This window comes from Panacagrimonas perspica, from assembly GCF_004364935.1.
GTDB lineage: Bacteria > Pseudomonadota > Gammaproteobacteria > Nevskiales > Nevskiaceae > Panacagrimonas > Panacagrimonas perspica.
This window is the reverse complement of record NZ_SOBT01000008.1, coordinates 1040327-1054166: the sequence shown is the minus strand read 5'-3', so window position 1 is coordinate 1054166 and position 13840 is coordinate 1040327. Positions and strand designations below refer to the sequence as shown.

Here is a 13840-nt window from a genome sequence, read left to right as displayed (position 1 = left end):
ATGCGTCCAATTAAAATCTAACTGCTGCAAACGACGCCAGATGAAATACGGACGGCCCCAAGACTTCGCGCGTCGCAGACGCGGCTACAGCCAGATGCGCTGAGACTCTCCACCACTGGCACTGTCGAGCGCCTGGAAATTTGTGCGCTCAGAAGCACGTGAACGCGTCTACACCTCGATGGCACGGAGCCCGGGCGGACTGGAGCGACGCGCGCCTAGGACGTCTACGCGTACGCCGACGCGGAGCATTGCTGCCGCCTGAAGCGCCTAGCGATCCCGATACTGGGATTCGGCTCGTTCGTCCTGGCCCTTGATATCCACGCAAACGGTCGCCGTGGGACGCGCAAGCAGTCTGGCGATGCCGATCGCCTCGCCGGTCTTCTCGCAGTACCCGTATTCACGATCCCGGATCCGGCGAAGCGCGTCATCAATCTTCTTCAGCAACAAGGACTCGCGTTCACGCAGGCGCAGGTCCAGCCAGTGTTCTTCTTCAGCGCTAGCGCGGTCTGCGGGATCGGCAAACACCTCACGCTGGTGGAGCCGCTCCTTGACGTCCAACTCGCGCGCCAGGACTTCACCCCGCATCTGCAGCAGCCGCTCCTGGAAGAACGACAACTGGTTGTCGTTCATGTACGCGGACTCCGGCGCCCGGCGGATCTGGTCTTCGGACAGAGAAACTCCACTCGGCAACTCGACCGAACGTTGGCGTACCGGGGTGGCAGCGGGTTTCGTCGGCCGCGCCTGAACCGCAACGGCACTGGCCTGAGGCCGATGACTTACCGCAACAGGTCGTTTGGCAGCGGGTTTGGGCGCCACCATTTGCGTGCTCTTCGGCTTCGCGACAGGCTTCGCCGGCTTGGCCTTGGCGACCGGCTTGGCTTTTGGGACTGGCTTCGGAGCAGGCTTTGCCTTGGCGACCGGTTTCGCCTTTGGGGCTGGCTTCGAAGCCACCTTCTTGGCCGGAGCCACCTTCTTGGCAGCCGGCTTCGGCTTGGCGGCGGCCTTCTTCGCGACAGGTTTGGGAGCCGGACGTTTCGCCGCTGGCGCGGCCTTCTTCTTGGGCGTGCTCTTGGCCATGGGGTGTCTCCGGACCGGCTCCTTATCGATATTGATCTGCTGGCTTCTTGCCAGTTTCTCCCAACAATTTCGCCCTAGCCGTTCGTGGTGTATCGTCACGGAACAAGAACGCCACCGCGCTGCACGGCAGGCGAAAACGGGATTCTGGCACAAGTCGTCTGCCGCGAGAGCAACTGCATGACCCCTGCTCCAACCCTTACTTCGGAACTGTTGGCCAAGCTCATCCCCATGGGCGCCCTGAGGCCGGAGAGCAAGCGCGACCTCGCCCGTAACGCCATGTTGGTGGACGCAAAAGCGGGCGACTTCTTGTTTCGGACTGGCGACCCCGCGGAGCATGCGCTCTATCTGCTCGAAGGCCAGATCGAGATCCGGAGCCCTACAGGTGAGGTTCTCAGCCGGCTGGTGGGTGAGACCGTACAAGCCCAGCACCGCCTGCCTCATCAGTCCCCCCGTAAAAACGACGCTTATTGCGTAACCGATGTCCGCTGCGTGGCCGTCGACAACCATCTGCTCGACGTGATGCTGACGTGGGACCAGACGGATGCGCTCGAGGTCGGGGAAGTCGATTCGACTTCCACCAGCGATTCGGACGACTGGATGACCCGCCTGTTGCATACGCCGGCGTTCCAGCAGGTGCCGCCTGCGAACCTGCAGGCGATCTTCATGCGCATGGAGAAGGTCAACACGGTACCCGGCCAGACGATCGTCTCGCAGGGCCAGACCGGCGACTTCTTCTATGTGATCACCGAAGGGCGCTGCATCGTGACCCGCGAGCAGCCCGGCCAGAAGGCGGTGCGCCTGGCCGAGCTGGAGACGGGCTCCTGCTTCGGCGAAGAAGCGTTGATTTCGGACGCGCCCAGAAATGCCACCGTCACGATGCTGACGCGCGGCTCGCTGATGCGCCTGGCCAAGGAAGATTTTCGGAAACTGCTGAACGAGCCGCTGACACGCCGCCTGTCCCGCGCGGAAGCCGACGCCCTGATCAAGAACAAGGGCGGCTGCTACCTCGACGTGCGCCTTCCCAGCGAATTCCAGAACGGCAGCATCGGCGGCGCCATCAACATTCCGCTCTACATGCTACGCATGCGCCTGTCGCAGTTGCCGCAGGACAAGAGCGTCATCTGCATCTGCGACACCGGCCGGCGCAGCTCGGTGGCGTCGTTCGTGCTGACCCACAAGGGCTACGAGGCATACATGCTGTCGCCAGGACTCAACGACGCCTCTTAGGGGGCGCCGAAGGACGCAGATCACATCGTCTGCGTCGGGCGGTCGAAGCCGGCGGTACCGGCAAGCTGCGATTCGATCTTCTGCTGGGTCGTGCCGCCATCCTGCAGGCTGAACTGCACGCCGATGCCCTGCACTCTCTTGCCTTGCGCTGCGCGCGGCGTCACCCAGACCACCTTCCCTGCGACGGGCAGGCGCTCCGCGCTGTCCATCAACGTGAGCAGGATGAATACCTCGTCGCCCAGCCGGTATTCCTTGCTGGTCGGAATGAACAGCCCCCCATTGCGAATGAACGGCATGTACGCGGCGAACAGCGCGCTCTTGTCCTTGATGTTCAAGGTCAGGATGCCGGGCTGAGCACCGCCTGGCCGCGGGGGGGGGGTACTCATGCGCTGTGGATCCTTCGCAAAACCGGCGGGTCAAGGCGCATTGCGGCGCCACCAGGAAATCATAAGAGATTCGACCGCGAGTTGCGGATTGGCATTGCCATGGACGCGACGCTGGCTCTCGATGATCTCGACCAGCAGCTGCTCGATGTGGCCGGGACCCAGGCGCGTCGCCACCGTCGCAAACGTGCGCTCGTCACTGACGCCAGCGAGTGAACGCAGCAGTTGATGCAGCGTGCGCTGGAACTGCCGCAACCAGTCCTGAACCATGTCGGCGGACAGCTTGCTGCCGGCCGGCGCCAATCTGCCAGCCGTCACCAAGGGGTCGGACTTCTGGTTCGCAACGGCCAGCAACTGGTCGCGCCAGGTGCGATGCAGCTCCGAAGCCCCCGACTCGCGTGCTTCGAGCGCTGACAGCGGAGCGCCATTCGCTTCGTGCAGTGCAGCCGCCGCATCGATATTGGATACCTGGGCGCGAAGCCAGGCTTGCGCCTCGTCTGCCGGCGGAATCTGGAACGTGAGCCGCTGGCATCGACTCCGGAGCGTCGGCGCCAGCGCCATAGGCCGCTCCGATATCAGCAGGATGTGCAGCCCGGCCGGCGGTTCCTCGACCGTCTTGAGCACGGCATTCACGCCGTTGACGTTGAGCGCGTCCGCCGGGTCGATGACGACCACCCTCGCCTGTCCGTAGTGACTCGCGAGACTCAGGCGCTCCATCATCGTGCGGAGCTGATCCATCGAGATGTCGCGCTTTTCCTTTTCGGTCTTCTCGTTGTACTCGCGCGTCATCCACGTCAGGTTGGGATGCGAGCCTGCCGCCACCTGCACGCAACCGCGACAGGCGCCACAAGCACGACCGTCTTCGGCACGCGCCTCGCACATCAGGCTGGCCGACAAACGTCGCGCGAAGCTCCGTTTACCGACGCCGGCAGGACCCGCGAGCAGCAGCGCGTGGCCAAGGCGTCCTCCGCGGCGTGCCTCGTTGATGCGGCTCCACAGCTCCGCCTGCCACGGCAATTCGTCGCTCATCACAGTCATGCGAGTCGCAGCTCGAGCAGGCGAGCCAGTTCGATCTGCACGTCGACCAACGGGCGCGAAGCATCGATGACGGCGTATCGACCGGGATCCGCCTTCGCGCGTTCCAGGTACGCCGCGCGTACACGCGACATGAAGGCCATGCTCTCTTCTTCAAACCGATTGGCATCACCCCGATTCTTCGCGCGCGCCAGTCCGATTTCGGGCGACAGATCGAACACGATGGTGAGGTCCGGTCGGACGCCCTGTAGCGCGAGCTTTTCGAGAGCGACCAAGTGTTCGGCCTCGATCCCCCGCCCTGCGCCCTGGTAGGCCCAACTAGCATCCACGAAGCGATCGCAGATCACGTCTTCACCACGAATCAATGCGGGTTCGATGCGATAGGCGACATGCGCCGCGCGTGCCGCGAACATCAGCAGCAGCTCGGTCTGCGCATTCACGCCTTCGGCCCAGTCACCCAGGACGATGCCGCGAACGGCCTCCGCGAGCGGCGAGCCGCCGGGCTCGCGCGTCTGCACCACGATGCGACCGCGCTGTTCGAGCCAAGCCGCGATGTACTGGAGGTGCGTGGACTTGCCGGCACCCTCGCCGCCTTCCAGCGTGACGAATCGGCCGCGAACGTTCATTCGCCCGATCCAGACACGCCACGCAACTGGAACTGGCGAACGGCCGCGTCGTGTTCGGCCAGCGTCGCCGAAAACTGGTGCGAGCCGTCGCCGCGCGCGACGAAGAACAACTCCGTCCCCGCGGCTGGGTTCATTGATGCCTCGATCGCGGCCCGCCCGGGCAGGCAGATCGGAGTCGGCGGCAGGCCGACGCGCATGTAGGTGTTGTACGGACCATCGGCGAGCAGATCGCGCTTGCGCAGATTCCCGTCAAAGGTCTCGCCGATGCCATAGATCACCGTCGGATCCGTCTGCAGGCGCATCCCCATCTTCAGCCGGCGCACGAACACGCCCGCGATGCGACCGCGTTCTTCGCCAAGACCTGTTTCCTTTTCCACGATCGAAGCCATCGTCAACGCATCGTCCGCCCGCGCATAAGGAAGATCTGGCGCCCGCTTCGCCCAGCTCTCCTGGAGCACGCGATTCATCGCGTCGAACGCCTGCTTGAGGATAACGACATCGGTCGTGCCCTTGGGGAACCGGTACGTATCCGGGAAGAACCGACCTTCCGGATGCATCTTGGCCTGCCCCATGGCGATCATCACGGTCTCTGGCCGCGTGTCCGTCAGCGTGTGCACGAGGACTGGATGATCGGCGATCAATTTCATCGCCTGATCGAAGCGCAGGCCCTCGACGATCCGCAGTTCATGCATCAGCGTCTTGCCCCCGATGAGCAGCGACAGCACGTCGAGACTCGAAAGCCCCGGATCCAGTGCGTACTCGCCTGCCTTGATCAGAGCCGCCTGCCCGTTCGCACGCGCCCAGAACTCGAGATAAAGACCCTGTCTGGACGTGGTGAACAGGCCGCGCTCGCGCATGATCACGACCGCTTCGCGCAGCCTGCTCCCAGGGCGCAGCTCCAGGGTCTGGTGCTCCGCGATCGCAAGCGGGCTGAGCAGCTCGCGCCGCGCATCCATCAGGACGAGTCCGGCGGCAACCGCAAGCAGCAGCGCGGTGAAGAACAGTTTCATCAGGTGCCGCTTCATCGTCCGCTCCACGGATGTTGCAGTCGCTCGCGCAGATCACGGGTGATCGGGGCCGGCGATTCCAGTTCGATGCTTCCGATTCGACGGACCGGCCAGATTCCGACGAGGCTGTTGGTGACGAAGCCTTCGCTGGCGTGGCGGATCTCGTCGGGCGAGATCAGGCCGACGTCGCAGCCCACGCCGGTGCTTCGCGCAAGTTCGATGACCTTGTCCCGCATCATGCCCGCGACACCGGCCGTCGAGACATCGGGCGTCACCAGGATTCCGTCGATGACGAAGAACAGGTTCGTGCGGGTTCCTCCGCTCACACGCCCTTCGGCGTCGCAGAGGATGACTTCGTGCCGATCGGCCGGGCATTCGCGACTCGCGAGGACCTGCTCCAGGCGGTTGAGGTGCTTGATGCCGGCAAGGCGCGGCTGGATTCCCAGCAACACCTTGCTCCAGCCCAGATCGATTCCCTGCTCCCAGAGTCCATGCGACTGATCCGGCAGCGGCCCGATCTGCAGGATGCGGTCGCAAGCCTTGCCCGCGGGCCGATATCCCCGCCCGGAGTCGCTCCGGCTCAGCACGATCTTCAGAACACCGTCCGGCGTCGCCGCGCATGTGCGATCGATCTCGCCGGCCAGCTCGCTCGAGACTTCCAGGTCGAGGCGTTCGGCATCGACGGCGAGCTTGCGGAGATGGTGTTCGCGATCGATCAACTTGCCGTCGAGCACGAGGCCGGTCCGGAAGACGCCGTCCCCGTAATGGAGCGCACGCGTCCCGGTCCAAGGCCCTTCGGTCTTCTCGCCGTTGAACAACAGCATCAGTGTCCCTCGCCCAGGGCCAACAGCATCCCGCGTGCCTTTGCGCGCGTCTCCGCCAACTCGGCCCGCGGTTGCGAATCCGCGACGATGCCGGCGCCCGCCCGAAAGCTCACCTGCCGATCCTGCACCACGAGGCTGCGGATCAGGATGTTGGTATCGAGCCGGCCACTGCGCGAGAGATATCCCATTGCACCGGTGTAAGGGCCGCGGCCGACGCCTTCAAGCTCGGCGATGATCTCCATCGCCCTCACCTTCGGACATCCGGTGATCGTGCCTCCCGGGAACACGGCGCGCAGGATGTCGCCCGACGTGACGTCGGCGCGAAGCCGCCCGCGAACGTTGGACACGATGTGATGAACATGGGCGTAGGACTCGAGCGCCATCAGTTCGCTGACCTCGATGCTGCCCGGTTCGCAGACCCGCCCCAGATCGTTGCGCTCGAGATCGATCAGCATCACGTGCTCGGCGCGCTCCTTGAGGCTCCCGATCAATTGCGCCCGCATCGCGGCGTCGTCTTCGCCGGCGACACGCGGCCGGGTGCCGGCGATCGGCCGTGTCTGCACCCAGCCGTTCTCGGACTGCACGAGCCGCTCTGGTGAAGAACTCAGGACCGCCACGCCGTCCTCGACGGCCAAGCCTGCGAACGGAGACGGGTTGTGCCGTCGCAGTCGCTGGTAGACGTCGAGGTAGCTGCGGTCGCGGCGCAAATCCGCACGCCACGCCCGCGACAGATTGACCTGGAAAATGTCGCCCGCGAGCAGATAGCGATGGATCCGCTCGACTCCGTCCAGGAAAGGCGCGTCATCGTCTTCGACGATACGGTCGACCAGTTTTTCTTCAAGCTGTTTTGCATAACTATCATCTACATGAATAATATTCTTCATGTAGTTTATCAACTCATGCGAGCCTTCCGAAACGAGCACCGTCACGCCTCGTTCGCGGTCGTTGATGATCGCGCCGGAGCAGCGCACCGCCAGAAAATCGGGCAAAAGGAACGGCGATTTCGGCAGCCGCAGTGACGGCTCGATCCAGCGGGCCGACTCGTATCCCAGCAACAGGAACCAGCCGCCCACAAAAGGCAGATCGTTTCGAGGTTCTTTCTCCAAGTCCATGAACGCACTGGACATTTCCCGGAAGCCGGCCTCCCCCGACAGCCGTTCGCCCGGAAACCCGAAAAGGATGTCGTAACGCCCGGCCTGCGGGTGCGCGGCAGCGCTCTCCAGCAGATAGGGAAAGGTCTTGGGGTCTCGACGGTGAACTTCTAAAAGATCAACAGGCCCAGATACTTCAACGCGCAAGTTCATGCGCGTTGAGGAGTTACTTCAACTTCGCGAACGCGAGGCTTCCGTTGGTCCCGCCGAACCCGAAGGAGTTCGAAAGCACGATGTCGAGCTTGGCTTGGCGTGCCGTATGCGGCACGTAGTCGAGGTCGCATCCCTCACCCGGGTTATCGAGATTGATCGTCGGAGGAATGACCTGGTCGCGCAGCGCCAGGCAGCAGAACACCGCCTCGATTCCGCCCGCGGCGCCGAGCAGGTGCCCCGTCATCGACTTGGTGGAGCTGACCGCAAGCTTGCGGGCGTGATCACCGAACGCGCCCTTCATCGCCATCGTTTCTGCGATATCGCCCGCCGGCGTCGAAGTACCGTGGGCATTGACGTAGTCGACCTGCTCGGGATTGATCCGGGCATCTTTCAGCGTGTTGACCATGGCGCGCCTCGCACCATTGCCATCGTCCGGCGGCAGCGTGATGTGGTACGCGTCGCTGGACATGCCAAAACCGATCAGCTCCGCGTAGATGCGGGCGCCACGTGCAGTCGCCTGTTCGTAATCCTCGAGGACCAGGACGCCTGCGCCATCCCCCAGCACGAAGCCGTCACGATCCTTGTCCCACGGACGACTCGCACGCTGCGGATCGTCATTGCGCGTCGACAACGCGCGCGCCTGGCAGAAGCCCGCCATGCCAGCCGGACTCGAGCCCGCCTCGGCGCCGCCGGCCAGACAAATGTCGCAGTCGCCCGCCTGGATCAGGCGAGCGGCCACGCCAATGCTGTGCGCAGCCGTCGTGCACGCGCTGACGGTGGCGAAACTCGGCCCCGCGATCCCCATCTCGATCGAGGCGTAGCCCGACACCATGTTGATGATTGAACCGGGCACGAAAAAGGGTGAGACCTTTTTGGGTCCACCCTTGTGCAGCGATTCCACCTCATCTTCGATCTTGCCGATACCGCCGATACCCGAACCCACGAGCACACCAATGCGCTCGCGGTTCGCCTCGGTGATCTCGATTCCCGCATCCGCCAGCGCCTGCTTGCAGGCGGCAACCCCGTAGTGGATGAAGGGATCGGTTTTCCGAAGTTCCTTCGGCCCCATCGCCGATTCCGGCTTGAAGTCTTCGGACACCAGCCCGGCGAACCGGGTGGTGTACAGAGAGACATCGTACTTGGTGATGGGAACGATGCCGGACTTGCCGGCAAGGATGTTCGACCAAGCCAGGTCGAGACTGGACCCGACCGGGGACACGATGCCCAGACCGGTGATGACGACGCGCCGGCGGCTGCTCATGTGTCGGCTGAAATCCTCGTGCAGGCGCTCAGGCCTGGTTGGTGTGAGTCTTGATGTAATTCAACACGTCCTGGAAGGTCACGATCTTCTCGGCTTCCTCGTCAGGAATATCGATTTCGAACTCTTCCTCGAGTGCCATCACCAGCTCTACGGTATCCAGCGAGTCGGCACCGAGATCTTCCACGAACGACGCGTTCGGGGTGATCTGGTCTTCCGCGACCGACAGCTGCTCCGCAATGATTTTCTTGACCTTCTCGTCGAGACTGCTCATGTAAAAACTCCCCTGGGGGTTGGTTTAAGCCGCGGTATTGTACGGGCCGACCTAGGGCAAGGCCAGCAAATCACATTCCAGATGAAGACGCGCACGTATGGGCGTCAGCCCATGTGCATACCACCATTGACGTGCAGTGTCTCACCCGTGATGTAGCCCGCTTCGGGTGATGCAAGAAACGCCACGGCCGAAGCGATGTCCGCCGGAGAGCCCAGGCGGCCGATCGGCACCTGGCCGAGCAAGGCGGTGCGCGCGGCCTCGCCGAGATCCTTGGTCATGTCCGTGTCGATGAAGCCGGGAGCCACGACGTTGACCGTGATTCCGCGCGAACCGATCTCGCGCGCCAGCGACTTCGAAAAGCCGATGACGCCCGCCTTGGCGGCGCAGTAATTGGCCTGCCCCGGGTTGCCCATCGAGCCGACGACCGAACCGATCGACACGATGCGTCCCTTCTTCGCTTTCATCATGCCGCGCAGCACGAGGCGCGACAGCCGGAACACCGACGTGAGATCCGTGGCGAGCACGGCATCCCAATCTTCGTCCTTCATCCGCAGCAGCAAGGTGTCGCGCGTGACGCCGGCGTTATTCACGAGCACGGTGATCGGGCCCAGGGATTTGCCCACTTCCTCGACCAGGGCCTCGCTCGCCGCCGCGTCGGTGACGTTCAGGACGCGCGCCTGCCCGCCCATCGGCTCGAGCCACGCCGAGATCGCCGCGCGACCGGCTTCGCTGGTTGCCGTACCGACCACCTTCGCGCCTTCGGCGGCCAGACGTTCCGCGATCGCGCGGCCGATGCCGCGGCTCGCGCCCGTGACCAGCGCAATCTCACCCTGCAGCTTCATGTCGTTCTCCTAGCCGCGGACGAGCTGCGCAGCCTGCGCGAGTCCGGCGGGATCTTCCAGCGCGATGGACGTCAGTCCATCGGCGATGCGCTTGTTCAGGCCCACGAGCACCTTGCCCGGTCCGCATTCGAACAGATGGGTGATGCCCTGCGCCTGCAGGCCTTGCACCGTCTGCGTCCAGCGAACCGGCTGGTAGAGCTGAGCCGCCAGCGCGGCACGGATACCGTCGGCGTCCGAGCGGCTCGTCGCATCGAGGTTGTGCGGCACCGGAACCGACGGCGTCTTCACGACGATCTTCGCCAGTGCCTCGGCCAGCTTGTCGGAGGCGCCGCGCATCAGCGAGCAGTGCGACGGCACCGACATCGCAAGGCGCTTGACCATGCGCGCGCCCTTGCTCTTGCCATTGGCGTCGAGCCAGTCCAGCGCGCGGATCTCGCCCGCCACGACCACCTGTCCCGGCGCATTGAAATTGGCCGGCTCGAGCACGCCATCCGGGCAGGACGCGCAAAGCGCATCGACGGCGGCGTCTTCCATGCCCACGATGGCGGTCATGCCGCCCGTACCGGCCGGTACCGCTGCCTGCATCAACTGACCCCGCAGCTCGACGAGCTTCAGGGCATCCGCGAAATCGAGGCTTCCTGCCGCCACCAGTGCGGCGTACTCGCCGAGGCTGTGACCGGCCATCGCGGCCGGGGCCGCGAGGCCCAGGCTCTTCCAGTGGCGCCACGCCGCAACACCCGCCGCAAGCAATGCGGGCTGCGTCTTCTCGGTGCGATTGAGCTCTTCGGCGGGGCCTTCCTTCACCAGTTTGGCGAGATCCCAGCCGAGCACGTCGGATGCCTCGCCGAACGTCTGCGCAATTTCAGGCACGCCGAGCGCGGCGAGCATTCCAACGGACTGCGAACCCTGGCCCGGAAACAACAAGGCGTACTTCACTGCGTCTTCACTCCCGTTCGGAACGTTCCGAATGCGAATCCATATACGAGGGCGGCGAGTGTGCCGAACAAGTGTGCCAGCGTCACTACATGTCCCCCGATCGCATGCTCGTCGGACACCGGTGCGCCCATGACCTGTTCCCACACGATCTTGCCGATCAGATAGAGCAGGCAGACGAGCGCAATGCGGTCGCCCTCCCGCGCCATCGGAACCAGGCCGAGGACGAACAAGCCATGCAGCACGCCCGAAAAACCGACGTAATTGCCCACCGTGGGCGCCGCCGCATACAGCGCAATGCTGACGAACAGCGCCAGCCAGATCACCCTCAGGACCCATTCGCGCGCACGCACGGGCTTCGGACACAAGACTTGCAGCGCGAGCAGGCCGAGCAGGTTCAAGCCCAGGTGGTACCCGCCCAGATGAACGAAGTGGCCGGTCAGCAGGCGCCACCACTCCCAGGATGCGAGCCCCGCACGATCGAAGGAGAGAAGGCGGCGAGCCGAGTCGCCAAATCCCTCCAGAATCGTCGCTACCAGCGCGATCACCAGCACCGGCAGCCAAGCTCGTACGGAACTCTGCAACAAGGGCGCTGTTATCATTCTCGTACGCATTTCCGCGGCCACATCGCCTTACGCAACATGAAAAAGCAGCTGCGCCCTCGCGCGAACCTCGGCTTCACGCTGATCGAAATCATGGTCGTCGTCGTGATTCTCGGAATCCTCGCCGCCGTTGTCGTGCCCCGCATCATGAACCGCCCGGACGACGCCCGCATCGTGCGCGCCAAGCAGGACATCCGCTCTATCGAGGGCGCGCTCAACCTCTACAACCTCGACAACTTCGTCTACCCAAGCACCCAGCAGGGTCTCGAAGCGCTGGTCACCCAGCCGTCGGGCGAACCGCCCGCCAAGAACTGGAAGGCTGGCGGTTACCTCGGACAGATGCCGAAGGATCCCTGGGGCAATCCGTACCAGTACCTCTCCCCCGGCGTGAAGGGGGCGATGGACATCTTCTCGCTCGGCTCTGACAACCGCCCGGGCGGTGAAGGTTCGGCTGCCGACATCGGCAACTGGGATCTGGGCGGCTGAGACCCGCGCTCGGCATGCCGCCTGAATGCTAGACCGCGGCTTCGCAGGCCCCTCCGCTTTTCTGTCGTACCGCGACGTCGAACGGCGGGCGCAGGCTCATCGTGCCCGTCCGCGGGCCGTGGGCTTCACGCTCATCGAGATCCTGATCGTGATGGTCATCATCGGCGTGCTGGCCACGATGGTGAGTCTGAGCATCAAGGGGCGTGCCGTCGACGATCGCATGCAGGCCGAATCCCGGCGTCTCGAACAACTCCTGCGCATGGCGTCGGACGAGGCGCAGGCGCTGGGTCTCGAGATCGGCTTTCGCCATACGATCCCGGGCTTCGAGTTCCTGACGCCGGATACCGTGACAGGCGAATGGAAGCTGGTCGAGGAACCCACGTTTCGCCGGCGCGCCATCCCCCCTCCGTTCTATCTGGAACTGCGCATCGACGGGCGTCTGGTGAAACCTGCGCAGCCGGCACCGGTCGAAACCAAGGGCGAGGACGGAGAGGGCAAGAAGAAGTCCTCGGCGGCGCTCAAGCTCAACGACGATGACGACAAGGTGATCGAGCCACAGGTGCTGATCCTGTCGTCCGGCGAGATGACGGCGTTCACGCTGGACCTGAAGCTCAAGGATCTGCCGACCTACTACCGGCTCGAAGCCAACGCGATGGGCGAAATCACTTCGAAGCGGCTCAACATCGCGGACGACAAGAGCAAATGAGTCTGCGCAAGCGCCGCGCCGCTCGCTCCTCGCTCTGGCTCGTCGTACGGCGTCGTGACGCCGGCTTCACGCTGATCGAAGTGCTCGTCGCCGTGGCGGTGCTGGCCATCGCGATGGCTGCGGTCATCGGCGCGATGGCGCGGCAGGCGAGCAATGCCGGCTATCTCAAGCAGAAGACCGTGGCGATGTGGGTTGCACATAACCGGCTGGCCGAACTGCAGCTGCAGACCGAGCCGCCGGACACCGGCCGTTCCGATGGGAAGGCCGAGATGAGCGGGATTGAATGGCGCTGGGACATGGCCATCGTCAAGACCCAGGATTCGCGCCTGCTTCGTGTCGACATCGAGGTGCGCAGTCCGACGCAGACCGAGAAGGAAGGCGCGCTCGCGCAGGTCACCGGGTTTCTGGCGCAGTAATGAGCACGCCCTCCCCTTTGTCTCGCCTTCACCCGCGCGGCTTCACGCTGATCGAGATCATCGTGGTCCTGCTGGTGTTTTCCGTCATGGCGGCCATGGCCTATGGCGGCCTCAACAGCGTCCTGAAGCTTCGCCGTGGCGTGGAAGATTCGATGCAGCGCACCGCCGATCTGCAACGCGCCTTCATGCGACTGCGCCAGGACTTCCAGAACGTGCGTGATCGCCCGGCACGCGACCAATTCGGCGATGCGCGTGCACCGCTGTCGTTCAATCGCGACGAGATCCTGACCCTCGTGCGCGGCGGAATGCGCAATCCGATGGGTTCGAGCCGCTCGAGCCTGGAACGCGTCAGCTATCGGGTGAAGGATCACGTGCTGCTGCGCTCGACCTGGCCTGCGCTGGATCTGCCGGACAAGGCGGAGCCGACCGAACTCGCACTGCTCAAGGAGGTTCAGGAGCTTCGCTGGCGCTTCATGGACAACGGCCATGAATGGCAGGCCGAGTGGCCTCGCTCGGAAGCAGGTCAATCAAGTAACCCCGCTGCCTTTCCTCCGCCGATCGCGGTTGAAATCACTTTGGTGACCAAGGACTGGGGCGAACTACGCTTTCTGTTCCGCACGCCTCAGGCAGCCCTGGCTGCCTCAGGAGGATTTTCCACGAGCTCGGGTCGGTCCATGCGGGAAGGGCTGCTGCCCGCCTCGGCGGCGGATGTCGGCACATCAGGCCGCGCGGTGAATCAACCGGATCAGCCCCCAACGCGCGATCCGTCTTCCGATCCCATCGTGGAGCCGCCCCCGGACGGACCCTCCGATCCCGGCATTCCGTCGAACTCGGACTAGC

At 64.2% G+C, this 13840-nt stretch carries 17 protein-coding genes; 5 read left to right on the top strand and 12 right to left on the bottom strand.

What is annotated here, in order from left to right:
- Positions 1–267 precede the first annotated feature (267 nt).
- Positions 268–1077, bottom strand: a complete 810-nt coding sequence (gene dksA / locus DFR24_RS25120) for an RNA polymerase-binding protein DksA (protein ID WP_281280139.1) — start codon at positions 1075–1077, stop codon at positions 268–270.
- Positions 1078–1287: 210 nt separating this feature from the next.
- On the opposite strand from dksA, the gene DFR24_RS04740 reads away from it, so the two are divergent.
- Complete coding sequence (locus DFR24_RS04740; protein WP_162851042.1) at positions 1288–2304, top strand: cyclic nucleotide-binding domain-containing protein; 1017 nt, start codon at positions 1288–1290, stop codon at positions 2302–2304.
- A 20-nt stretch (positions 2305–2324) separates the two neighbouring features.
- Here DFR24_RS04740 and DFR24_RS04735 read toward each other — a convergent pair whose 3' ends face one another.
- The 11 genes from DFR24_RS04735 to rrtA form a co-directional block, all read right to left on the bottom strand.
- Positions 2325–2690, bottom strand: coding sequence for a PilZ domain-containing protein (locus DFR24_RS04735; RefSeq protein ID WP_133880172.1), 366 nt, complete (start codon positions 2688–2690; stop codon positions 2325–2327).
- A 30-nt stretch (positions 2691–2720) separates the two neighbouring features.
- Positions 2721–3725, bottom strand: coding sequence for a DNA polymerase III subunit delta' (gene holB / locus DFR24_RS04730; RefSeq protein ID WP_133880171.1), 1005 nt, complete (start codon positions 3723–3725; stop codon positions 2721–2723).
- Positions 3722–4348 (bottom strand): dTMP kinase, encoded by a 627-nt coding sequence (gene tmk / locus DFR24_RS04725; RefSeq protein WP_133880170.1) that lies wholly within the window; start codon positions 4346–4348, stop codon positions 3722–3724. Before tmk ends, holB begins: the two co-directional genes overlap by 4 nt.
- A complete protein-coding gene (gene mltG / locus DFR24_RS04720; protein ID WP_133880169.1) occupies positions 4345–5373 on the bottom strand; it encodes an endolytic transglycosylase MltG in 1029 nt (342 codons plus the stop codon). Before mltG ends, tmk begins: the two co-directional genes overlap by 4 nt.
- Positions 5370–6179, bottom strand: coding sequence for an aminodeoxychorismate lyase (gene pabC, locus DFR24_RS04715; RefSeq protein WP_133880168.1), 810 nt, complete (start codon positions 6177–6179; stop codon positions 5370–5372). The genes mltG and pabC overlap by 4 nt, the downstream gene beginning before the upstream one ends.
- On the bottom strand, positions 6179–7483 hold the full coding sequence (locus DFR24_RS04710; RefSeq protein WP_133880167.1) for an aminodeoxychorismate synthase component I: 1305 nt from the start codon (positions 7481–7483) through the stop codon (positions 6179–6181). The genes pabC and DFR24_RS04710 overlap by 1 nt, the downstream gene beginning before the upstream one ends.
- A gap of 13 nt (positions 7484–7496) precedes the next feature.
- Positions 7497–8744 (bottom strand): beta-ketoacyl-ACP synthase II, encoded by a 1248-nt coding sequence (fabF, locus tag DFR24_RS04705; protein WP_133880166.1) that lies wholly within the window; start codon positions 8742–8744, stop codon positions 7497–7499.
- Positions 8745–8772: 28 nt separating this feature from the next.
- Positions 8773–9015 carry an acyl carrier protein gene (gene acpP, locus DFR24_RS04700; RefSeq protein WP_133880165.1) on the bottom strand — a complete coding sequence of 81 codons (243 nt, stop codon included), beginning with the start codon at positions 9013–9015 and terminating at the stop codon, positions 8773–8775.
- A gap of 104 nt (positions 9016–9119) precedes the next feature.
- Positions 9120–9857 (bottom strand): 3-oxoacyl-ACP reductase FabG, encoded by a 738-nt coding sequence (gene fabG / locus DFR24_RS04695; RefSeq protein WP_133880164.1) that lies wholly within the window; start codon positions 9855–9857, stop codon positions 9120–9122.
- Positions 9858–9866: 9 nt separating this feature from the next.
- Complete coding sequence (gene fabD / locus DFR24_RS04690) at positions 9867–10793, bottom strand: ACP S-malonyltransferase (RefSeq protein WP_133880163.1); 927 nt, start codon at positions 10791–10793, stop codon at positions 9867–9869.
- Positions 10790–11344 carry a rhombosortase gene (rrtA, locus tag DFR24_RS04685; RefSeq protein WP_246051513.1) on the bottom strand — a complete coding sequence of 185 codons (555 nt, stop codon included), beginning with the start codon at positions 11342–11344 and terminating at the stop codon, positions 10790–10792. Before rrtA ends, fabD begins: the two co-directional genes overlap by 4 nt.
- Positions 11345–11431: 87 nt before the next feature.
- Here rrtA and gspG point away from each other — a divergent pair, with 87 nt between their 5' ends.
- From gspG to gspJ, 4 genes are all read left to right on the top strand, one after another.
- A complete protein-coding gene (gspG, locus tag DFR24_RS04680; RefSeq protein WP_133880161.1) occupies positions 11432–11878 on the top strand; it encodes a type II secretion system major pseudopilin GspG in 447 nt (148 codons plus the stop codon).
- Positions 11879–11996: 118 nt separating this feature from the next.
- On the top strand, positions 11997–12584 hold the full coding sequence (locus DFR24_RS04675; RefSeq protein ID WP_162851040.1) for a pilus assembly FimT family protein: 588 nt from the start codon (positions 11997–11999) through the stop codon (positions 12582–12584).
- Positions 12581–13000 (top strand): type II secretion system minor pseudopilin GspI, encoded by a 420-nt coding sequence (gene gspI / locus DFR24_RS04670; RefSeq protein ID WP_133880159.1) that lies wholly within the window; start codon positions 12581–12583, stop codon positions 12998–13000. The genes DFR24_RS04675 and gspI overlap by 4 nt, the downstream gene beginning before the upstream one ends.
- Complete coding sequence (gene gspJ / locus DFR24_RS04665) at positions 13000–13839, top strand: type II secretion system minor pseudopilin GspJ (RefSeq protein ID WP_133880158.1); 840 nt, start codon at positions 13000–13002, stop codon at positions 13837–13839. Before gspI ends, gspJ begins: the two co-directional genes overlap by 1 nt.
- Position 13840 lies beyond the last annotated feature (1 nt).

What these genes read in the sequence shown, in the direction of transcription:
- dksA (WP_281280139.1), bottom strand. Translation starts at nt 1,077, where the DNA reads ATGGCCAAGAGCACGCCCAAGAAGAAGGCCGCGCCAGCGGCGAAACGT.
- DFR24_RS04735 (WP_133880172.1), bottom strand. Translation starts at nt 2,690, where the DNA reads ATGAGTACCCCCCCCCCGCGGCCAGGCGGTGCTCAGCCCGGCATCCTG.
- holB (WP_133880171.1), bottom strand. Translation starts at nt 3,725, where the DNA reads ATGACTGTGATGAGCGACGAATTGCCGTGGCAGGCGGAGCTGTGGAGC.
- tmk (WP_133880170.1), bottom strand. Translation starts at nt 4,348, where the DNA reads ATGAACGTTCGCGGCCGATTCGTCACGCTGGAAGGCGGCGAGGGTGCC.
- mltG (WP_133880169.1), bottom strand. Translation starts at nt 5,373, where the DNA reads ATGAAGCGGCACCTGATGAAACTGTTCTTCACCGCGCTGCTGCTTGCG.
- pabC (WP_133880168.1), bottom strand. Translation starts at nt 6,179, where the DNA reads ATGCTGTTGTTCAACGGCGAGAAGACCGAAGGGCCTTGGACCGGGACG.
- DFR24_RS04710 (WP_133880167.1), bottom strand. Translation starts at nt 7,483, where the DNA reads ATGAACTTGCGCGTTGAAGTATCTGGGCCTGTTGATCTTTTAGAAGTT.
- fabF (WP_133880166.1), bottom strand. Translation starts at nt 8,744, where the DNA reads ATGAGCAGCCGCCGGCGCGTCGTCATCACCGGTCTGGGCATCGTGTCC.
- acpP (WP_133880165.1), bottom strand. Translation starts at nt 9,015, where the DNA reads ATGAGCAGTCTCGACGAGAAGGTCAAGAAAATCATTGCGGAGCAGCTG.
- fabG (WP_133880164.1), bottom strand. Translation starts at nt 9,857, where the DNA reads ATGAAGCTGCAGGGTGAGATTGCGCTGGTCACGGGCGCGAGCCGCGGC.
- gspG (WP_133880161.1), top strand. Translation starts at nt 11,432, where the DNA reads ATGAAAAAGCAGCTGCGCCCTCGCGCGAACCTCGGCTTCACGCTGATC.
- gspI (WP_133880159.1), top strand. Translation starts at nt 12,581, where the DNA reads ATGAGTCTGCGCAAGCGCCGCGCCGCTCGCTCCTCGCTCTGGCTCGTC.
- gspJ (WP_133880158.1), top strand. Translation starts at nt 13,000, where the DNA reads ATGAGCACGCCCTCCCCTTTGTCTCGCCTTCACCCGCGCGGCTTCACG.